Source organism: Leifsonia sp. RAF41, from assembly GCF_052114085.1.
In the GTDB taxonomy this organism is placed as follows: domain Bacteria; phylum Actinomycetota; class Actinomycetes; order Actinomycetales; family Microbacteriaceae; genus Leifsonia.
This window is the reverse complement of the sequence record NZ_JBFREB010000001.1, coordinates 1,758,494-1,776,881: the sequence shown is the minus strand read 5'-3', so window position 1 is coordinate 1,776,881 and position 18,388 is coordinate 1,758,494. Positions and strand designations below refer to the sequence as shown.

Genomic DNA, 18,388 nt, shown 5'->3' with positions numbered 1-18,388 from the left:
GGCAGGTTTCACCGGGCTGGATGACATAGGCTCTTCACTCGTGCAGATCGTCCCGCGAGCCCCGCTTCCGCTCTGGCTCGCGGTGGTGCTGGCCGTCGGCGCCGGGCCGGTCCTCGACGCCGGGTTCCCGGCGCTGGACTGGTGGCCGCTCACGTTCCTCGGCATCGCCATGGTGCTCCTCGCGCAGCGCGGCCGAAGCACCGGTTCGGCATTCCTGGTCGGCTTCATCGCGGGGGAGTCGTTCTACCTCGTCCACATCGCCTGGACGGCGCTCTACCTGGGCCCGGTGCCGTGGATCGCACTTGCGACCCTGGAGTCCCTGTTCTGGGGTGTGGGTGGCATCCTGATCACCCTCGCGTACCGCTGGGTGCCGCGGGCGTTTCCCACCACGCTCGGCCGGCTCGGGCTGCTCCCGGTCATCGTCGCCGGCTTGTGGGTGCTGCGCGAGTTCGTGACCGGCACCTGGCCGTACGGCGGCTTCTCGTGGGGACGGGTCGCCGAGTCGCAGTCGACCAGCCCGCTCGCGCCGCTGGTGGCCTGGCTGGGGATCTCGGGTCTGAGCTTCGTCATGGTCTGGCTGGTGGCCCTCCTGGTCGAGCTGCCCGGCGCGTTGGACGTCCGCACCGACGCGCGCGCGCTGCTCGCGGGCATCGCCGTCGCGCTGGTGTTCGCAATCCCGGCCTGGCCGGCGACGACCGACGGCACGACCCGCATCGCCGCGGTACAGGGCAACGGGCCGGCGGGCTACTTCGACAATGCGCCTCCCGGAGCCGTGTTCGAGAGCCAGGTCGCCGAGACGCTGCGCATCCCGTCGGCCCAGGTCACCGGCGCGAAGAAGGTCGACATGGTGGTGTGGCCGGAAGGGTCCGCACTGCCCGACCCGACCCGTGATCCGGACAACGCGGCGATCCTGGATGCGCTCAGCCGCAAATTCGGGGCGCCGTTCGTGATCGGAACGATCACCCAGCGCGACGACAAGCTGTTCAACACGTCCTTGCAGTGGGAGGCGGGGAAGGGCGCCGTCGATTACTACGACAAGAAGCATCCCGTGCCATTCGGCGAGTATGTGCCCGACCGTGCCTTCTGGCGGCCGTTCGCCCCGGATCTGATCGACCTGATCGGGCGCGATTACACCCCGGGGACGCGCGACAACGTCTTCGACATCGGCGGTGTGCGGGCCGGCATCTCCATCTGCTTCGACATCGTCGACGACCAGCTGCTGACCGACATGATGCGCGGGGGAGCGCAGGTGATCCTCGCGCAGACGAACAACGCCGACTTCGGGGAGACGGACGAGAACCAGCAGCAGCTGGCCATCGCGCGGCTTCGCGCGATCGAATCGGGGCGGGCGCTCGTCAACATCTCGACGGTCGGCAGCAGTCAGGTCGTGGGCCCGGACGGCCGCACCATCAGCTCGATCGCTCCGTTCAAGCCGGGCCACATGGTCGCGGATGTGCCGCTCGGGACGACAACGACGCCCGCGACTCTGCTCAGCCGGGGGATCGAGTTCCTGCTCGCGGGTCTCGGCCTGTTCGGGCTGCTGGTCGCCTCCACCGCGCGTCGCTCCCCGGCGCCGACCATCCATCGGCCCCTGGACATGAGAAGGCCGTCCTCACCTCGACGGTGAGAACGGCCTCGGGTGCGCCCGAATCAGGCGCTGTGCTTGCGCTCGCTGGTGCCGCGACGGGCCCGCAGGTACTGAAGGCGCTCCTCGAGGAGCTCCTCGAGCTCGGCGCGGGTGCGGCGCTCGAGCAGCATGTCCCAGTGGCTGCGCGGGACCTTCGCGTCGGAGTGGTCGACCTCGACGGGGATGTCATCCACGAGCAGGCGAGCCTCGTGCCCGCAGTGCTTGCACTCCCACGTGTCGGGGGCGTCGGCCTCGGCCGAGAACACGACCTCGGACTCCTGGCCGCAAACGGTGCATAGGTATGTGTAACGGGAGCGCGGAGAGTAGACGACGCCTTCTTCGCTTTGTAAGCTTTGGGCGCCGAGTCTCATGCCGCGCAAGCTGCGATCTGCCATTGTGTGGTCTCCTCTAGTGCGCGCGAATCCTCACAGTTATAAACCGTCAAGCTGGGGATTCTCTTTCCGGGAGCGCGTTTCTCCCAGTGCCCTCTCAGAGTCGCCGTTCCCCAGCCGGTGTCTGTGGGTGCCTCAATGACGCGCGTCGACCACCCGGCGCAGCACATCGCAGCGGTCCGTGACGATGCCGTCGACGCCGAGGTCGAGGAGACGCACCATGTCGCCCGGATCGTTGACGGTCCACACGTGCACTTCGGCTCCGGCCGCATGGATGCGCTCGACCGTCCGCCGGGTGACCAGCTGCAGCGGGCCGCGGCGCTCGGGGATCTGGACGGCGGCGAAGCCGCGGAGCGAGCGTTTGAGCAGCGGTCTGAGGCCCAGCTTCGCGCCGGTGAGGACCGGGAGGAACTCGGAGACGGCTGGGGAAGTGGCGACGCCCGGGAGCTCGTCGGTCACGGCCCGACGCCGCGCAGGCGCGAAGCTGGTGATCAGCACACGGTCGACGGCTCGGGCGGCGCGGATGGCGTCAACGGCGGGCGCGGCGGCTTGCGCATCCTTCACGTCGATGTTGAACCGGGCATCCGGGAACGTGTCGAGGGCCTCCGCCAGGGTGCAGAATCCCTGACCGTGACCCAGCTCGATGCGGCGAAGCTCCGACATGGTCAGCTGACCGATCGGCACCTCGCGACCGGCGACTCGGGACAGTGTCGGGTCGTGCGCGATGACGGCGACACCGTCCGCGGAGGCGTGGATGTCCGTCTCGAGGTGCGTCGCGCGCGCGGACAAGGCGCGGGCGAACGCCAGCAGGGTGTTCTCGGGCACGTCGAGGGCCAGGCCGCGATGCGCGATGACGCGAGGCGGCCGTCCGTCGAGGAAGCTCACGTCGTGGTCGGAGGTGCGGGCGGTGTCGGAGCAGTCGGCCCGGCGGCAGCGACAGCAGCCGCACCTCCCGGAGCGAATGCCGTTCCGATGCCCTTCAGTGCTTCGGTCAACTCGCTCGGGATGATCCACAGCTTGTTCGCCGGCCCCTCAGCCAGCTTCGGCAGAGTCTGCAGGTACTGGTAGGCGAGCAGCAGGTTGTCCGGGTTGCCCTCGTGGATGGCCTCGAACACCGTGGTGATCGCCTTCGCTTCACCCTCGGCTCGGAGCACCGCTGCCTTCGCGTCTCCCTCGGCGCTGAGGATGGCGGCCTGCCGCCTGCCCTCCGCGTTCAGGATCTCGGACTGCTTGTTTCCCTCGGCGGTGAGGATGACAGCGCGGCGATCCCGCTCGGCGCGCATCTGCTTCTCCATCGAGTCCTGGATGGACGCGGGCGGGTCGATCGCCTTGAGCTCCACCCGGGAGACGCGAATGCCCCACTTGCCGGTCGCGTCGTCGAGGACGAGCCGCAGCTGGCCGTTGATGTTGTCTCGGCTGGTCAGGGCGGCTTCGAGGTTCAGGCCGCCGACCACGTTGCGGAGAGTCGTGGTGGTCAACTGCTCGACAGCACCCAGGTAGTTGGCGATCTCGTACGTGGCTGCGCGCGCATCCGTCACCTGGAAGTACACGACGGTGTCGATGGAGACCACCAGGTTGTCTTCGGTGATCACCGGCTGCGGTGGGAAGGACACGACCTGCTCGCGCAGGTCGATCAGCGGTCGCACCTTGTCGATGAACGGCACGACCACGTTCAGGCCCGGCAGCAGCGTCTTGTGGTACTTGCCCAGCCGCTCGACTACGCCGGCCCGCGCCTGCGGAATGATCCGGATGGCGCGGAACAACGTGACCAGCACGAAGATCGCGACGATCAGAATGACCACGCTGACGACGATGGTCACAACGAGTTGGGTGACATCGTTCATGGGGCGATCCTCTCGGTCAGTCCGTCGGTTCCTGTGGCGACCGGCGCCGGCGCCACGACGGCGGTGGCTCCCTCGATCGAGATGACGACTACATGTTCGCCCGGCACCAATTCCGGCGGAGAGGAGTCGGGGGCAGCGAGCCGTGCTGTCCAGGTCTCCCCGGCCTGCAGCTTCACCAGCCCCGCGTTGCGCGTGACAGTGGAGACGACGATGCCGCCCATCCCGATCAGCCGGTCGACGTTGCTCTTGGCCGGGTCGCCGCCGCGCTTGAGCGCGTGCAGCAGCGGGGGCCGGATGAAGAAGATCAGAAGGACGGAGACGATGGCCGCAATGAGGATCTGGAGCCACCACGGCGCCCCGAAAAGGCCCGAGAGGAGGCCGCCGAGGCTCCCGATGGCGATCATCAGGAAAACGAAGTCGAACGACAGCATCTCGATGATCACGAAGACGAGGATGAGGACAAGCCAGACGATCCAGGCGAAGGACGTGATGTCCATGACGTCCCCCTTTCACTGCTTTGATACGACCATAACAGTCGCCGCCGACGCCGCGTCCGACCCACTTGGTAGTCTCAGGATGCTAGACATCGACGCCGAGGAGTTTTCGTGGCCAACCCCCTTTCCGCTGGTTCGCTGACGGGCAGACGCGCCCTCGTGACCGGCTCGTCGCGCGGCATCGGAGCCGACACCGCGCAGTACCTTGCCGACGCAGGAGCGAGCGTCGTCATCAACTACCGCAACAAGGAGGCGCGAGCGGTCAAGCTCGTCGACTCCATCGTCGAGAAGGGCGGAACGGCCATCGCCGTCGGTGCCGACCTGACCGACTCCGCCTCGGTCGCCGGGATGTTCCAGACGGTCGCCGATGCCTGGGGCGGTCTCGACATCCTGGTGCTGAACGCCTCGGGAGGCATGGAGTCGGGTATGGCGGAGGACTACGCCATGCAGCTCAACCGCGACGCGCAGGTGAACGTCCTGACGGCGGCGCTCCCACTGCTCGGAGCCGGTTCCCGTGTGGTCTTCGTCACGAGCCACCAGGCCCACTTCATCCAGACCACGCCGACGATGCCCGAGTACGAGGCCGTCGCCCTGAGCAAGCGAGCCGGCGAGGATGCCCTGCGGGCCCTCCTGCCGACGCTGAAGGAGAAGGGCGTCGAGTTCGTCGTCGTGTCCGGCGACATGATCGAGGGCACGATCACGGCCACTCTTCTGAACCGTCTCAACCCGGGTGCGATCGACGCGCGCAAGGAGGCCGCAGGCCGACTCTACAACGTGAGCGAGTTCGCCGCCGAGGTCGCCGCGGCGGTGGTCGACCCGATCCCCGCCGATCACACGCGCCTCGTGGGCGACGTGTCGAGTTTCACCCCGGTCGTCGAATCCGAGATCACCGAGTGAGGGCCGCCGACCTCGATCTGCTGGTCGGCGTCTCGACGCCGACGGTCCATCCGGGTGGCGGTCGCGCCGTCGTCGCGGTGACGCACCCGTCTCTCTCCGCCGACGCGACCGTCGGTCAGCTGTGGACCATCCCGCTGAGCGGGCACGCCGCCCCGAAGCTGTTCACGCGCGGGTTCCGCGACACGGCCCCGCGGTTCTCGCCGGACGGCCGTCTTCTCGCCTTCCTGCGAGCCGAGCCGAAGCGTCCGCCGCAGCTGTTCGTCGTCGACGCAGCCGGGGGAGAGCCCGTCGCAGTGACCGACCGCACGCTCGGCGTGACCGAATTCACGTGGTCACCCGACGGCCGGACGCTCGCCTTCGTGAGCCGAGAACCCGAGCAAGGACGCTACGGCACGGTCGAGGGCATCGACCCGAACGGGGAGCCTTCGCGCCGGATCGACACGCTGAAATATCAGGCGAACGGACTCGGCTACACGATCGACCGGCGCGCGCATGTCTTCGTCGTCGCGGCGCCCGACGTATGGTCGGTGCCGTCGCCCGTTCCCGTTCCGCTGCCCGACGGCACCACGGACGGGGGAGCGGCTGTCGCAGAACCCCGACAGCTGACGGACGGGCCGTGGGATGACGGCTCGATCTCGTTCTCACCCGACGGCAAGCGGATCGCCTTCGTCTCGGCACGTCACGCCAGCCGCGATGTCGACCTGCGCTCCAACGTGTTCAGTGTTGCGGTGGAGGGCGGAGACGCCCGCGATCTGACGGGGCCCCACGGCTCGTACAGCGTCGTCGACGCCCAATTCGCGAACAACGGCGTCCTGTTCTTCACCGCACAGGACGTGGGGGAGAGCGGCAGGGACTTCGTCGGTCGCAACACGGCCCTCTTCGCCATCGACGTCGACGGTGATGCACCGCGACGACTGAGCGATCCCGAGACGGTCGACTTCACCGAGTCGGTCATCACGGCATACCGCGACGACGCGGTTCTGGTGCACGACCGGAGCCGCGGGGCGCTGGTGCTCACCGAGGTGAACGCCGCGGGGGAGAGCCGTCGCCTGACCGACGACCAGACCGTCGTCGGTGGCGCCGGCGTCGCAGGCGACACGATCGTCGTCACCTTCGCCGACGCCCGCACCACCGGCGATGTCGCGCTGGTCGATGGGGAGGGTCTGCACCGGCTGACCGACCTGTCCGCACCGCTGCGGGCGAAGGGCGTCCTCGCGCCGACCGAGCTGACGGTCACCGGCCGCGACGGCTACCCGATTCATGGCTGGGTGGTCGCGCCGGACGGCGAAGGACCTCATCCAGTGCTCCTCAACATCCACGGGGGCCCCTTCGCCGCCTACACCGGCGCGTTGTTCGACGAGGCGCAGGTGTACGCCGCAGCCGGCTACGCGGTCGTCATGTCGAATCCGCGCGGCTCGGCGGGCTACGGGCAGCAGCACGGTCGCGTCATCCGTCAGCGGATGGGAACCGTCGATCTGGACGATGTCCTCGACTTCCTCGAGGGCGCGATCGAGCAGGTCCCCGGACTCGACGGAGAACGGGTCGGAATCATGGGAGGCTCCTACGGGGGCTACCTGACCGCGTGGACGATCGCGCACGACCACCGTTTCGCGGCCGCGATCGTGGAGCGCGGGTTTCTGGACCCGGAGGCGTTCGTCGGCACCAGCGACATCGGTAGTTTCTTCGGCGACGAGTACACGGGAACAGATCCGGAACTGATGCGGTCGCAGAGCCCGCAGGCGGTCGTCGACCAGGTGCGGACGCCGACGCTCGTTCTCCACTCGTCGGCTGACTTGCGCTGCCCGTTGGGCCAGGCGGAGCGGTACTACACCGCGCTGAAGCGCCGGGGGGTCGAGACGGAACTGGTGATCTTCCCGGGGGAGGACCACGAACTGAGCCGCAGCGGGCGCCCACGTCACCGTCGGGAGCGATTCGACATCATCCTGGACTGGTGCGCCGACCACCTGCCCAGCCGCAGCAACCGTCGCTGACTCCGCAGGGAAACGGAGGAAGTCCGCCGCGGGTGGGCAAGGAGCGCCTCCGTATTCCGCGGTGAGTCGGGTGTGCTGAGCGTTCTCCTCCGTTTGCGCGCGCGTGGGGGAAACGGAGGAGCTGGGGGTCGACCCGCCCGGACATCACAGGAAACGGAGGAGGCCCGGCCTGATGCAGGCCGGACCCCCTCCGTTTCCTGTCGACTTACGCGACTCGCGGCGCGGCCGGTGCGGTGTCGGTCGCCTTGAGGATGTCCCGCCCGAATGTGAAGGCGCGGACGATTCCGATGATGCCGAGCACGATCAGAGCGATCGCGGCGAACAGCAGCAGGAACGCTGCCGACGACACAGGCAGCACCAGGACGACGATTCCGGCCAGGATGCTGAGGATGCCGAAGGCGATCGACCAGCCGGACGACGCGGACCGCCCAGACTCGGCGAGGGCCATGACGCCCTCGATGATCCAGCCGACGCCGATGAAGGCGACGGCGAAGATCACCAGGGTGACGGCCGCGGTGGAGACGTTCTTCAGCGCGAGGACGCCCACGAAAATCAGCAGTACTCCGAGAATGATGTTGAGTGCTCGCGAGCCTCCGCTCATTCCGCGGCTGAAGATTCCGACGCCGAGACGCAGCACGCCGGCGACGAGGAAGTAGATCCCGAGGAAGATCGCCAGCACGGCGATCGTCTTCTCGGGCCAGAACAGCAACACGACCCCGAGGATCAGTCCGACGGCGCCGCTGATACCCAACGCCGTTCGGACGGCGTTGATGGCGGAACGCGTCATGTGACGGGCATCCAGAGAGAACTCGTGCAGCATCGGGTCGGTGGGGTCATTGGCGCTCATTGCTTCATCCCTTCGCAGTGGCGGCCGCCGACGTGGCGGTTGCTGCTGACATTAGCGCCGGGAGGCTCCGGTGTCAGGAGCCTGCTTCAGAGTGTCCGACCTGCATGTCGGCCATCTCGTTCATTCCTTTCTAGTGCCAGGTCAGTGCGAATTTCGTGTCGCTCCCTGTGGTGGTGCCGTTCGCGGTCAGCTCGCCGATACCCGGGGATTTCACGTAGCGCCCGTTGAGTACCGATCGGAGACTGTGGGTGCCGTCGCTGTTCCACGTGAGTGTGAACTTCTCAGCGGTTCCGATGGTGCTGCGGTTGGCGATCAATGTGTTGGCGCCGGCGTTGTCCGCAGTCACGTACCTGCCGTTGGCCCAGGATTTCAGACTGACCGTGTTGTCCTCGTTGAAGATGAGCGTGAATTTCTCCCAGGGCCCTATTGCCGTGCGGTTCGCCACCAGCGTGCTCGCGCCGCCGTTTTCTGCCGTCACGTAATGGCCAGAGGTGATGTTCTTCAGCGACACGACCGACAGTGCGTTCCACGTGGCGGTGACAGTGGCAATTCGGTTCGTGCCCTCCCACAGGCCAGGCAGCGCGCGGGTGCTGCTATCGGGGGCGATCTCGATGATCTGCTTCTTCCCCTCGTCTGCCACATACACGGTTCTGTGAATGTCTACGGTGACGCCGAGAAGGTCGGCGGTCGGCGACACCTGCGAGAGGGTGGAGACGACGCCTGAGGGAACGATCTTCGAGATTCTGAAGTGTGCGCGGTCGCCAACGTAGATGTTGCCGTCCAGATCGGCGGCAATTCCTCGAGCCACTCCTCCGTCTGGAAGCGGGACGGCCGACTGCGCCCCCGTCGCGGTGGTCTTGGTGACGGCGCCCGTGTCGTAGTTGACCGTGAAGATGTCGCCGGCCGGGGTAACAGCGATGGCGTCCTGTACGTCCCGATAGGTGGCGACCGTAGACTGGGCCCCTTCTCGGGTGATCTTTTGGACGCGCTTCTTCCAGCCATCTGCAACGTAGATGTTGCCCTCAAGATCGAGGGCGATGCCCCCTCGGTCGCCGGCAAGCCCGGTGGAGATCTTCTCGCTTCCGCCCCGCGAGGGGTACTTCCACAGGTCAGAGCCCTGGATGGCGTACACGTTCTGGTTGTAGTCCACCGCGAGTGGAGACTGGGCCAACGGTGGCGTCACGACAGTCTTCGTGCCGTCCGCGAAAGCCTTGACGACCCCTTGCGCAGTCCACGAGTACACGGGCCCGCTGAGGTCCAACGCATGCGCCTGACCACCACCAGTGACCGGGAGGAGCGCCCCCACGATAACCGCGCCGGCCGCAAGTGCTGGCACCCTCCACCTCGGTGACCGTCGCCTCCCAAGCGGAGGGCCAGTCCGGGTCGTGCTCTGGTGCGTCGGGTGTGAGGGGGCGGTCAATTCCTGTGGTGTAAACATATCTATAGATATACCGCATCCCTCTGACATCAATCATCCTTCCTTCGGATGATCCCGTCCACTCGACCACAGTGGGCTGGGGGTGGGTCAGATCAGAACCGGGTAGTGCGCCAGGATGATCGTCCCGATGATGGCGATCACGATTGCAAGGCCGAGGAGGAACCAGTCGACCCAGGGGAAGCGGTTGCGGCTGGACATCGCGCTGAAGAAGAGGACCAGAGCGAACAGGACCGTGAGCAGTGCGTAGTTGTCTCCGCGCTGGTTGCTGTGAAGTGCGGCGTCGAAGGTCGTGGTCGCCCTCGTCGCAAGATCCTCGGATTCCACCTGCCCATTTGGTACGTAGCTGGGTTCCGCGAACGGTGATGGCAGTGCCTCGCCGGTTCGCTCCCAGTTATCGAAGGCCACCCTGAACGCCGGCGTGAAGCGGCCCTCGATGTAGCCAGCAAGGGCTTCATCGCCTGTGGCGCGGGCGTCGATCCATTGCGCGTAGACCGTCAGGTCGATCGATCGCGCCTCTCGAGCGTCGTTGGATGCATTCAGGGATTGGATCCGGGCGGACGATGCCTCGCTGAATTCGATCGACATTTCGCCGCTCCACTTCGACGATTCGAAGCCGCACCATGCGGTGAGGATCGCGGTGGCCGAGAGCACGAACACCGCGATGATTTCGCGAAGCTCGGAAGGCCACGTGCGAGCGGAGCTGGGGTGGGGGTCAGATTCCGGCATCGCACCCTCACATCGAAGAAGCCTGCATCAGATGCAGGCAACCTACGACAGTGCGGATATCGGCCGCAAGACAATGAGATCCAACTCACGTGCGTCTGGGATCCCGCACCTACGATCGTCGCTCGAGTTCTTGTACGTCCCAGTAGACGCAGGCGACGAGCGAATGCGCTGGGCACACCGGAGCGCCGGAGCTGTCCGGTGTCGCGATGCGATCGAATTCGCCCCGCGCTTTGGTCAGCAGCATCGTGAACTCAGCCTCGCTCACGATGCACTGGTCGGTGGTGAGCCACTCGCGGAGCAGCGTCTCCACATCCTGGTGATAGACGCGGGAGTCGGCCCACACGCGTTGGACGATGCCTGCGATCTGGTCCTCTCGCGGGGCTGGTTGAGCGCCGTCCATCACCGGGAAGTGCTGCGGTTCCTTGTGCTTTCTGGAATTCATGTGATTCACCTGCCGTTGCGCGGTTGTCTGTGGTTAATGGGCTCGTTCTCTCGGCGGGCTTTCCGGAGGCCGGGGAGCTTCGGGTCGATCAGATCGCGGTACTCGGGACTGCGGTCGATGAAGGCCCAGACGATGGGGCACAGGATCGTGACCGTGTTGCCGCGGCTGCGCACGTCGTCGAGGACCTGGCGGATCAGCTCCGTGGCGACGCCTTGCCCGCGGTATTCGGGGAACACAGCTGCAGCGACCAGGACCACGCGATCCTGTGCGGCGACGTCGTAGGTCAGGCCGCCGATCACGGTGTCCCCGGAGATCGCTTCATAGGTGGAAATCGGTTCGTTGCGGGAGACGAAGAAAGGGATCGTGGGGGAGTGGTCGTCCTGCAGCTCGTCGATGAGAACGACCTGGTCCTGGGTGAGTGTCCCGACGCCGTCGGGGTATCCGGCTTCATCGGGGTACTCGAAGTCTGCGCTGCTCATGGTGGTTCCTCAATGGGGTCGACGGTGATCTCAGGAGTGGATGCTGATGACGGTCTTGCCGTTCCGCCGCCGCGACGGGTTCAGAGCTGCGACAGCGTTCTCGAGCGTTGCCACCTCGTCGATGTTCGTGCGAAGCCGGCCATCCCGAACCCGCTCGACGATCTCGGTGAGCTGGGACGGCACGGACTCGACGACGAAGTCGACGGAGAGTCCCTCGACCGGCCGCACATTTCCCAGACCGGTCACGGTGACAAGGGTCCCACCCGCCCGGATGAGGGCGGCAGACCTCTCCTGGATTGCGCCACCGATGACGTCGAACACCAGGTCGACCTGGCCGACGTCCTCGAGGGGCTCGTTGTCGAGGTCGACGAACTCGTGCGCCCCGTAGTCCAGTGCCTTCCCACGGTCGGCGGCGCGCCCGGTACCGATGACGTGAGCGCCGGCCTCTCGTGCGAGCTGCGTCACCATGGTGCCGACGGCGCCGGCTGCGCCATGGGCGAGCACCGTCTGTCCCGAGCGGAGTCGGCCGTGCTGGAACAGACCTTGCCATGCGGTGAGGCCGGAGATCGGAAGGCTCGCACCGACAGTGAATTCCACATCGCCAGGCAGCGGCGCGAGGTTGCGGGACTCGACGGCCACGTATTCGGCGAGCGTGCCGTCGCGGTGCCAGTCCGTGATGCCGAAGACCCGCTGGCCGACCGTGGGGCCAGTCGTGCCATAACCCAGCGCGCTCACCACGCCGGCGACATCGTGACCCGGGATCGCCGGCGTCCTGCCGCGGCCCGCGCGGTCGGCCCAGGTGGACGGCCAGTCGATCTCGGTGGGCACGTACGCGGCCGCATGCACCTCGACGATCACGTCGTTGATGGCGGGCTTCGGCTCGGGCCGCTCCGTGAGCTTCATTCCGGCTGGTCCTTGAGCCTGATCGGTCACCGCTATCGCCTTCATGGGCATCTCCTTGCATTGCCGACCGCGAGGAGGGTCGCGCACTTCCAGGTTCGACCACATGGTCGAATTATGGAACATGGTAATCATGAACAGGACTAGAAAGTCCAGTTGGATGCGCCATCACGGTCAGTGATATTCGCGCGACAGGCGCTCCGATTCGCGTCAAACTCTGGACTCGAAAGTCCCATTCTTCCGTGGTCGGGCGGAGCTGCTCAGGAGGTCGACAGGCTCTCGATATGTCTGAGCGCCATGTCGATCGAGGTCGCCATGGGCGTCACGTCTCGGGCAGTCTGCGCCAAGACGTAGCCGCCCTGGAGAGCGCCGAGCAGGCCTGTCGCAAGCTCGTCGATGGGCGCTTCACGCGGAAGGGCTCCGTGCTCCTGCAGCCGGCGGATCGCCCCGGCCAGAAGATCCTTCCACTCGGCGAACAGCGACAGGAGCATCTGCCGCGCCACGACGTCATGGTCGGCTACCTCCGAAGCGAACGAGCCGAGCGCGCAGCCATAGGCCCCGTGACGGAGCGCGTTGTTCTTCACCAGAGCGTCCCGCCAGCGGCGGAGTCCCGCGATGGTGGAGACGCGACCGAGCGCATTCTGTTCACGCTCGATCACCCGCTGGCCCATGAGCTGGATGACAGCTCGGACGATTTCATCCTTGTTTGCGAAGTGGCGGTATAGCTGTGACTTGCTGACGCCACTGGCCTCGAGCACGTCGTCGAGAGTGGTCGCTCCGACGCCCCGGACATACATCAGATCGGCCGCGGCAGTGACGATCCGCTCGCGGGTCATCGCGCCGCGCGCGGTCAGGCGCGTCGTTGTCGTCTCGCCAGTCACGGACACCTCTTCATCGTACGTCTCGGAACCGCTTCCTCGCCTCAGCGCTCAGCGGCAACACGACGCCCACGGCATCGACAGGTTACGTAGATCCGATCGCTGATAATGCACATTATGTCATCTGCGCTGCAAAGCCTCGGCTAACTGCTCTGACCACCCAGTACCGGTCCCCACCTCCCCTGGCGCTCGCAGACCAAGCAGACGCACCCGACGCAGTCGTCTCTCCCCGCCATACTTAGGGTCGTGTCGGATCACTCCCGCGGATGATGTGAAGGCTCACAGAATACTGGAGCATTGAAACATCACCCCGTTCCTGTGAGAAAGAGACGATCAATGAGGCTTTTCACCGCGATCGCCATCGCCACCACCCTCACTGTCACCGCGACAGCATTTACGCCGGTCCCCAGCACGAACGAGGTCACCCAGGATCTCCGCCAAGCGCTCAGCTCGGTTCCGGCAAGCGTTTCGGAGCCCCCGCTGGGGCGCCCCCGTGTCGAGGTGGTCAACGGTGTCGTTGAACTGTCGGCAGCACACACCGCCGCGCTGACCCTTCCTGGGAGCGCCACGGCGCATCGGCCCAACGGGGACCTAATGGTGGGTACCACCTACGGCCCGAGCTTTACGACCTCTGTGCAGGACGCCGGCGGCGGGGCTTATCGGGCGTTGATCCACCTGGAATCAGCCGCCGCCTCAGGCGAATTCCCATTCACGTTCGGACCGACCGTGGACCTGATCGGGCTGGAGGACGGCGGTGTCGCGCTCCGTGACGCCGACGGCAACTTGACCTCTACGATCGCGCCTCCCTGGGCAGTGGATGCGACCGGTTCACCGGTGGATACGTACTTCAGCATCGACGGCAACACGATCACCCAGCACCTGCGCCCCACGTCGGCGACCGTGTACCCCGTCGTCGCTGACCCGTTCTGGATCCCGGCCCTGTTTGTCGTCGCTCACCTGACCCGGCACGTCCTCACCCAGGCTGCCGCACGTGGCATCAGCCAAGCCATGATCAAGCAAGTCGTTCAGAATGGCGCGAAGACCGCTGGGAACAAAGGCACCTCGGTTTTCACACAGGGCAAGGGCGCGAGCCGTATCCGCGTCATCGTTGATAACAAGACGGGCAACATCATCACCGCGACGAAGGGCTGACCATGAAGATCACCTACGACCCCGAAGCCAACGCCGCCTACATCAGCGTCCTCGACCCCATCCCGGACGGGGCCGCCACCACCCAAATCCACTCGATCATGACCCCCGGCGACCGCGGCGAGATCATCCTCGACTTCGACACCGACGGTCACCTCCTTGGAGTGGAAATCCTCCAAGCAAACGAAGTACTCCCACCCTCCGTCCTCGCCACCGCACCAACCAATGGGCCAACAGCGACGTCGTAAGCCACGGCGTTCAGGCGAAAGTCAGCCCTTCAGAGTTGAGCGCGACCTCTGCAAGTGTGAAAGAGAGGAGCGGCAAACCTGTCACCCGGTCGTTCACACCGGGACGATCGTGTTCTTGTCGACACTCCGCGGGCGCGTCGGTCTCGCCATCCTTTCCAACTCCGGCGACGGTGCGCGCGAAGAGGAGGAGCGTCGTTATCGGTTCTCTGAACTGTTCGACCCCATCTGCTACAGCCACGAGATCGGTGTCACCAAGCCAAATCCGTTGGCGTTTGAGATCGCGCTCGGTCAGATGAGCACGCAACCAAGCAACGTCTTCTTCATCGACGACGTTACTGAGAACATCGCAGCCGCGCAGGAGCTGGGCATGCGAGCCCACCTGCATGTCGATACCAAGAGCACGATTGATGCGATCCAGCGGACCCTGCGCGTCACCTAGGAGTCCGCGCGTCAGAAGCGGGCCATCTGACGTCGTACGGATCGGCGAAGAAATCGATCGGTTCCGGTGCCAAGTGCCACGGGTACGATGCGGATCACGTGCGGCAGGTGCGCGAGTCACCAACTGCCGTGTCCCAGAGGCAATCGGCGAATCGGGATTCTGGACGGATTGTGAACGTCGCGAACGACACGGCAGGACGGCCGGTGCTCATACTCTTCTGCGGGCTCCCTGGCTCCGGCGAGACGACCCGGGCGCCATCCATTCGTCGGTACTGAACCGGATGGCGGCGGATTCCCGTTCCCGTTCCCGACTCGAACAATCGATTCGCAGGTTCGAGAGACCGGATGAAGCAGAGCTCGCCTTGTTCGATCGCCATACCGTCCACCACGGCTGAGAACGGCGCTGCGTAGATCAGCTGGACCGCATCAGCCGCGCCAGCGCCAGTCCGGCCGCGGTCACCAGCGGAGCCGCGGCGATGATCACCGCGACCGGATTCGGGCGGAACCTCGGCCCATGGGGCCCACCGATGTAGGCGCCGATCGGTATCGCATAGCCGCCGCCACCGCCGCCGCTCCCCTCGCCACGTCCGGTACCGTCCGGATCCTCGCCAGACCCCTCGCCGCCGCCGAAGCCGAAGGCGACGATCGCGACGGGGACGATGTCGTGCCCGTCGAGCGTGGTCTTTTCGCCGTAAGTGAGTCGCGCGCCCCAGGCGGGCACGGAGTCAGTCAGTCTCTCAATGAGGTTCGTCATGGAAGAAGACCGTAAGCGCGACCGTGGCCCGCGACCACACCCCTGGGTCAACCCGAACGCAGCGCAGGAGGTCTCCGATGCCGCCCCTGCGCCGGCATGCGCTCGGAACGGTCACCGCAGGGTATCGATCCGTACGCCCACACCACCGATCCGCCACACTTGGGCAGAACGCTGAAACCTGTGGGGCGCTCACGATAGGGTGGCGCACGCCGAGATCATCGTCCTCGCGGATCGGAAGGATTCCGATGCTCTTCACTCACCTGGGCTCCACCGACATACCGGACCGGCTGGTGACGGACGAGTTCATCCTGCGGCCGATCATGGCGGCCGACGTCGCGTTGGATTACGCCGCCGTGATGGCGAGCAAGGAGTATCTGCGTCCGTGGGAGCAGACAGGTTGGCCGGCAGACGATTTCACTGTGGAGGACGACCTCGCTGACGTCGAGATGCTGGAACAGCGGCATGCAGAACGACGCGCGTTCACCTACACGCTGATGAACCCGGATGAGTCCGACTGTCTGGGATGCGTCTACATCTTGCCGCCCGACGCGCGCCACTACGCGGATGCGCGGATCACGCCCGTCGATGCGAACGAGTGGCAGAGCTACCGCGCTCTCGTGAGCTTCTGGGTGCGCACGTCCCGTCTGTCCGACGGCCTCGACGAGCGATTGCTGGATGCGCTCCGAGCGTGGCTTGCTCGGGACGCCAATCTCGGTCGGCATCTCTTCGTGACGAATGAGCAGGTCGCCCAGCAGGTGGGGCTTTTCGAGCGTTCGAACCTGCAGCTGCGCTTCCGGATCACCAAGCCGACGCACGCCGGCACCTATCTGGCTTACGAGTGATCGCCGACGATGACCGGCCCTCCACTCGCCCGTGCTCGCCTTCTGCCCGGGTCGCGGAGGACTGAATACCGCAGTCAGAAGCCGCCAGCCGATGTCGCAGGCTCAGTGACGTCGTCGACCTCTGTCAGGACGAATGCGGCACCGCTGCCGACGGCAATCGTCACCGAGTGCGTTGAGCCGGCAGGTACAAAGTCGAACAGGACACCACTGACAGCTAGCCCGGTTTCGTAAACCCTCCGGAGGCGGCGGTGATCCTCGGCCGTGAGCGGAAACTCTTGACCGTCATACCGCAGCAGGTGCGAGACATTCGACATGCACACAGAATATCGAGCAATCAGCTCGGGTCTTACGGTGAAGGCGGCACTAGCTACGGCCTGATGACGACGCTTGGCTGGCGACATTCGGGGTAGTCACCCGCCAGGAGAATAAACGGCGACCCTCCCTTGTTATTGAGAATAGATTTCAACAAGGGAGGTCCGTCATGAAGGTACGCAACTCATTGAGCTCGCTCAAGTCGATGCCCGGCGCTCAGGTGGTGCGCCGCCGGGGCCGCACGTTCATCATCAACAAGAAGAACCCGCGGATGAAGGCCCGCCAAGGCTGAGTAGCACCCGAAACGAAGGGCGCAGGGTCATCGACCCTGCGCCCTTCCCTCTAGCCGGGAAAGACAAGGAAATCTCATGATTGGCACAAGGGCGTTGGGGGCGTTCGTGTCGAGGCATCGGCGGAGGGACTCTCATGAGACGGATTGCAGCGCTTGCACTCTCAATCGCGCTCGTGACGACCGGCTGCGCGATCGCAACACCCCGGTCTGCTGCAGCGCAGCCGGGGCTCCAACCGCATACGGGTGTTCATAGCTGCCCCGACGACACCACGAGGATCGGCACCTACTCGGAGACCGACCTCGAAGCCGAGTACAACGAAGACCTCGTGCTCTGTGACTGGGGACCCCAGGAACCCGGGCATTTCCAGTTCACCTTCACGAATGAGTCGCCGGTCGTCTGGGCATTCAAGGACCGCATTCAGACCGCGTATGTCCCCGAGAACAATTCGATCTATCACGAACCGACGGGCATCGCTCCCCTGTTCTCGACCTTTGCGATCGAAGCAGGGATCGCGGGGAACGATTGGATCGTCGCCCCGGGCGAGCGCGTGTCGATTGCTTCACTCGACACGCTCGCGTGGGGCGTCGCGACGCCCCTGATCACCTCCAGCTGGCTGCTGTACAAGCAGCAAGCCGACACGATCGTCAAGCTGGGTAAGCAGTATGCGAAACGAATCGCCACGACCGGGTACGCATCCCGAACGCGCACTTTTCTCTGGAACTGCACCGAAGCCGGCGTGACGACGCGGAACGCCCTCCGTGTCGACAGCAACGATGATGCGGTGGATGTGGCGGCCAGCTGGCTGAGCACCGCGAAGACGGACAGCGCCTGCGTGAAGTCCTTCTCCGATCTGTTCGCCAAGAAGTCGAGCAAGCTCCCTCCGGCCACCTACAGCATCAAGAAGTGGTTCAACACGGGAGGCATCTCGGAAGCGAGCGCATTCGTCGGTGAGATCATGACGTCACGCGAGTGGATCAGGGATCTGACCGGATTGGTTCGCAGTTTCCGGCCCTGATCGCTGAGATCCTCACTCCTGGTTCGTGCCGGGCGCGAACAGCTTCTTCGCCACGGTCATGGCCGACATGGCCTTGGGCCAGCCGGCGTAGAAGGCGAGGTGCGTGATCGCCTCGATGAGCTCCTCCTCGGTCGCACCGTTCTGCTGGGCGAACGCGAGGTGGAAGTCGAGCTGCTCGGTGTTCCCGCCGACCAGGAGAGCAGCGACGGTGATGAGGCTGCGATCGCGCTTGGAGAGCTCGGTCCGCTCCCACACCTCGTCGAAGAGCACTCGATCGGTGTAATGGACGAGCGCGGGCGCGAAGTCTCCGAACGCGCGCTGTCCCCCTGTCCAGCCGGTTGTCGTGTTGTGCTCCTCGGGTGTCCAATCAGTCATGCCTCCA

23 protein-coding genes are annotated in these 18,388 nt (G+C 65.5%); 9 read left to right on the top strand and 14 right to left on the bottom strand.

The window, feature by feature from the left end; translation table 11 throughout:
• The first annotated feature begins 40 nt into the window (after nt 1–40).
• Complete coding sequence (lnt, locus tag AB4Y74_RS08560) at nt 41–1,627, top strand: apolipoprotein N-acyltransferase (protein ID WP_441798676.1); 1,587 nt, start codon at nt 41–43, stop codon at nt 1,625–1,627.
• A 23-nt stretch (nt 1,628–1,650) separates the two neighbouring features.
• Here lnt and AB4Y74_RS08555 read toward each other — a convergent pair whose 3' ends face one another.
• The 4 genes from AB4Y74_RS08555 to AB4Y74_RS08540 form a co-directional block, all read right to left on the bottom strand.
• Complete coding sequence (locus AB4Y74_RS08555) at nt 1,651–2,022, bottom strand: RNA polymerase-binding protein RbpA (RefSeq protein ID WP_441798675.1); 372 nt, start codon at nt 2,020–2,022, stop codon at nt 1,651–1,653.
• 132 nt (nt 2,023–2,154) lie between these two features.
• Nucleotides 2,155–2,904 carry a glycerophosphodiester phosphodiesterase family protein gene (locus AB4Y74_RS08550; protein ID WP_441798674.1) on the bottom strand — a complete coding sequence of 250 codons (750 nt, stop codon included), beginning with the start codon at nt 2,902–2,904 and terminating at the stop codon, nt 2,155–2,157.
• Complete coding sequence (locus AB4Y74_RS08545) at nt 2,901–3,863, bottom strand: SPFH domain-containing protein (RefSeq protein WP_441798673.1); 963 nt, start codon at nt 3,861–3,863, stop codon at nt 2,901–2,903. The genes AB4Y74_RS08550 and AB4Y74_RS08545 overlap by 4 nt, the downstream gene beginning before the upstream one ends.
• Entirely contained in the window at nt 3,860–4,360 is a 501-nt protein-coding gene (locus AB4Y74_RS08540) for an NfeD family protein (protein ID WP_441798672.1), read from the bottom strand. The genes AB4Y74_RS08545 and AB4Y74_RS08540 overlap by 4 nt, the downstream gene beginning before the upstream one ends.
• A 108-nt stretch (nt 4,361–4,468) precedes the next feature.
• On the opposite strand from AB4Y74_RS08540, the gene AB4Y74_RS08535 reads away from it, so the two are divergent.
• Both AB4Y74_RS08535 and AB4Y74_RS08530 read left to right on the top strand, forming a co-directional pair.
• Nucleotides 4,469–5,254 (top strand): SDR family oxidoreductase, encoded by a 786-nt coding sequence (locus tag AB4Y74_RS08535; RefSeq protein WP_441798671.1) that lies wholly within the window; start codon nt 4,469–4,471, stop codon nt 5,252–5,254.
• The gene (locus tag AB4Y74_RS08530; protein WP_441798670.1) at nt 5,251–7,245 is read left to right on the top strand and encodes a S9 family peptidase; all 1,995 of its coding nucleotides are present in this window, start codon (nt 5,251–5,253) and stop codon (nt 7,243–7,245) included. Before AB4Y74_RS08535 ends, AB4Y74_RS08530 begins: the two co-directional genes overlap by 4 nt.
• Nucleotides 7,246–7,450: 205 nt before the next feature.
• Here the strand turns inward: AB4Y74_RS08530 and AB4Y74_RS08525 are convergent, their stop codons facing one another.
• The 7 genes from AB4Y74_RS08525 to AB4Y74_RS08495 form a co-directional block, all read right to left on the bottom strand.
• Nucleotides 7,451–8,092, bottom strand: coding sequence for an HdeD family acid-resistance protein (locus tag AB4Y74_RS08525; RefSeq protein ID WP_441798669.1), 642 nt, complete (start codon nt 8,090–8,092; stop codon nt 7,451–7,453).
• Between the two features lie 130 nt (nt 8,093–8,222).
• Entirely contained in the window at nt 8,223–9,428 is a 1,206-nt protein-coding gene (locus AB4Y74_RS08520; RefSeq protein ID WP_441798668.1) for a DUF7910 domain-containing protein, read from the bottom strand.
• A 189-nt stretch (nt 9,429–9,617) separates the two neighbouring features.
• On the bottom strand, nt 9,618–10,256 hold the full coding sequence (locus AB4Y74_RS08515; RefSeq protein WP_441798667.1) for a hypothetical protein: 639 nt from the start codon (nt 10,254–10,256) through the stop codon (nt 9,618–9,620).
• A 109-nt stretch (nt 10,257–10,365) separates the two neighbouring features.
• Nucleotides 10,366–10,698, bottom strand: coding sequence for a hypothetical protein (locus AB4Y74_RS08510; RefSeq protein WP_441798666.1), 333 nt, complete (start codon nt 10,696–10,698; stop codon nt 10,366–10,368).
• Nucleotides 10,699–10,703: 5 nt separating this feature from the next.
• Complete coding sequence (locus tag AB4Y74_RS08505; protein ID WP_441798665.1) at nt 10,704–11,177, bottom strand: GNAT family N-acetyltransferase; 474 nt, start codon at nt 11,175–11,177, stop codon at nt 10,704–10,706.
• 30 nt (nt 11,178–11,207) lie between these two features.
• Nucleotides 11,208–12,125, bottom strand: a complete 918-nt coding sequence (locus tag AB4Y74_RS08500) for an NADP-dependent oxidoreductase (RefSeq protein ID WP_441798664.1) — start codon at nt 12,123–12,125, stop codon at nt 11,208–11,210.
• A gap of 212 nt (nt 12,126–12,337) precedes the next feature.
• The gene (locus tag AB4Y74_RS08495; RefSeq protein ID WP_441798663.1) at nt 12,338–12,964 is read right to left on the bottom strand and encodes a TetR/AcrR family transcriptional regulator; all 627 of its coding nucleotides are present in this window, start codon (nt 12,962–12,964) and stop codon (nt 12,338–12,340) included.
• A 327-nt stretch (nt 12,965–13,291) separates the two neighbouring features.
• Here AB4Y74_RS08495 and AB4Y74_RS08490 point away from each other — a divergent pair, with 327 nt between their 5' ends.
• Genes AB4Y74_RS08490 through AB4Y74_RS08480 form a run of 3 tightly spaced genes read left to right on the top strand, consistent with a single transcriptional unit; the run spans nt 13,292 to nt 14,791 of the window.
• Nucleotides 13,292–14,107: a DUF4258 domain-containing protein gene (locus AB4Y74_RS08490; RefSeq protein ID WP_441798662.1), complete on the top strand. Its 816-nt coding sequence runs from the start codon at nt 13,292–13,294 to the stop codon at nt 14,105–14,107.
• 2 nt (nt 14,108–14,109) lie between these two features.
• Nucleotides 14,110–14,352, top strand: a complete 243-nt coding sequence (locus AB4Y74_RS08485; RefSeq protein WP_441798661.1) for a DUF2283 domain-containing protein — start codon at nt 14,110–14,112, stop codon at nt 14,350–14,352.
• Nucleotides 14,330–14,791, top strand: coding sequence for an HAD family hydrolase (locus tag AB4Y74_RS08480; RefSeq protein ID WP_441798660.1), 462 nt, complete (start codon nt 14,330–14,332; stop codon nt 14,789–14,791). The genes AB4Y74_RS08485 and AB4Y74_RS08480 overlap by 23 nt, the downstream gene beginning before the upstream one ends.
• A 411-nt stretch (nt 14,792–15,202) precedes the next feature.
• Here the strand turns inward: AB4Y74_RS08480 and AB4Y74_RS08475 are convergent, their stop codons facing one another.
• Complete coding sequence (locus AB4Y74_RS08475) at nt 15,203–15,544, bottom strand: hypothetical protein (protein ID WP_441798659.1); 342 nt, start codon at nt 15,542–15,544, stop codon at nt 15,203–15,205.
• A 245-nt stretch (nt 15,545–15,789) separates the two neighbouring features.
• Between AB4Y74_RS08475 and AB4Y74_RS08470 the strand changes: the two genes are divergently transcribed.
• Nucleotides 15,790–16,386, top strand: coding sequence for a GNAT family N-acetyltransferase (locus tag AB4Y74_RS08470; protein WP_441798658.1), 597 nt, complete (start codon nt 15,790–15,792; stop codon nt 16,384–16,386).
• A gap of 74 nt (nt 16,387–16,460) precedes the next feature.
• Here the strand turns inward: AB4Y74_RS08470 and AB4Y74_RS08465 are convergent, their stop codons facing one another.
• On the bottom strand, nt 16,461–16,700 hold the full coding sequence (locus AB4Y74_RS08465; protein ID WP_441798657.1) for a hypothetical protein: 240 nt from the start codon (nt 16,698–16,700) through the stop codon (nt 16,461–16,463).
• Nucleotides 16,701–16,867: 167 nt separating this feature from the next.
• Here AB4Y74_RS08465 and ykgO point away from each other — a divergent pair, with 167 nt between their 5' ends.
• On the top strand, nt 16,868–16,990 hold the full coding sequence (ykgO, locus tag AB4Y74_RS08460; RefSeq protein ID WP_064108940.1) for a type B 50S ribosomal protein L36: 123 nt from the start codon (nt 16,868–16,870) through the stop codon (nt 16,988–16,990).
• 134 nt (nt 16,991–17,124) lie between these two features.
• A complete protein-coding gene (locus AB4Y74_RS08455; RefSeq protein ID WP_441798656.1) occupies nt 17,125–18,006 on the top strand; it encodes a hypothetical protein in 882 nt (293 codons plus the stop codon).
• A 12-nt stretch (nt 18,007–18,018) separates the two neighbouring features.
• Here the strand turns inward: AB4Y74_RS08455 and AB4Y74_RS08450 are convergent, their stop codons facing one another.
• Entirely contained in the window at nt 18,019–18,381 is a 363-nt protein-coding gene (locus tag AB4Y74_RS08450; RefSeq protein ID WP_441798655.1) for a carboxymuconolactone decarboxylase family protein, read from the bottom strand.
• Nucleotides 18,382–18,388 lie beyond the last annotated feature (7 nt).

Bases quoted from the DNA above. Each gene is read 5' to 3' on its own strand.
- AB4Y74_RS08545 (WP_441798673.1), bottom strand. From the start codon at position 3,863: ATGAACGATGTCACCCAACTCGTTGTGACCATCGTCGTCAGCGTGGTC.
- AB4Y74_RS08450 (WP_441798655.1), bottom strand. From the start codon at position 18,381: ATGACTGATTGGACACCCGAGGAGCACAACACGACAACCGGCTGGACA.
- AB4Y74_RS08490 (WP_441798662.1), top strand. From the start codon at position 13,292: ATGAGGCTTTTCACCGCGATCGCCATCGCCACCACCCTCACTGTCACC.
- AB4Y74_RS08525 (WP_441798669.1), bottom strand. From the start codon at position 8,092: ATGAGCGCCAATGACCCCACCGACCCGATGCTGCACGAGTTCTCTCTG.
- AB4Y74_RS08470 (WP_441798658.1), top strand. From the start codon at position 15,790: ATGCTCTTCACTCACCTGGGCTCCACCGACATACCGGACCGGCTGGTG.
- AB4Y74_RS08540 (WP_441798672.1), bottom strand. From the start codon at position 4,360: ATGGACATCACGTCCTTCGCCTGGATCGTCTGGCTTGTCCTCATCCTC.
- AB4Y74_RS08515 (WP_441798667.1), bottom strand. From the start codon at position 10,256: ATGCCGGAATCTGACCCCCACCCCAGCTCCGCTCGCACGTGGCCTTCC.
- AB4Y74_RS08505 (WP_441798665.1), bottom strand. From the start codon at position 11,177: ATGAGCAGCGCAGACTTCGAGTACCCCGATGAAGCCGGATACCCCGAC.
- AB4Y74_RS08555 (WP_441798675.1), bottom strand. From the start codon at position 2,022: ATGGCAGATCGCAGCTTGCGCGGCATGAGACTCGGCGCCCAAAGCTTA.
- ykgO (WP_064108940.1), top strand. From the start codon at position 16,868: ATGAAGGTACGCAACTCATTGAGCTCGCTCAAGTCGATGCCCGGCGCT.
- AB4Y74_RS08475 (WP_441798659.1), bottom strand. From the start codon at position 15,544: ATGACGAACCTCATTGAGAGACTGACTGACTCCGTGCCCGCCTGGGGC.
- AB4Y74_RS08455 (WP_441798656.1), top strand. From the start codon at position 17,125: ATGAGACGGATTGCAGCGCTTGCACTCTCAATCGCGCTCGTGACGACC.
- AB4Y74_RS08465 (WP_441798657.1), bottom strand. From the start codon at position 16,700: ATGTCGAATGTCTCGCACCTGCTGCGGTATGACGGTCAAGAGTTTCCG.
- AB4Y74_RS08485 (WP_441798661.1), top strand. From the start codon at position 14,110: ATGAAGATCACCTACGACCCCGAAGCCAACGCCGCCTACATCAGCGTC.
- AB4Y74_RS08510 (WP_441798666.1), bottom strand. From the start codon at position 10,698: ATGAATTCCAGAAAGCACAAGGAACCGCAGCACTTCCCGGTGATGGAC.
- AB4Y74_RS08480 (WP_441798660.1), top strand. From the start codon at position 14,330: ATGGGCCAACAGCGACGTCGTAAGCCACGGCGTTCAGGCGAAAGTCAG.
- AB4Y74_RS08500 (WP_441798664.1), bottom strand. From the start codon at position 12,125: ATGAAGGCGATAGCGGTGACCGATCAGGCTCAAGGACCAGCCGGAATG.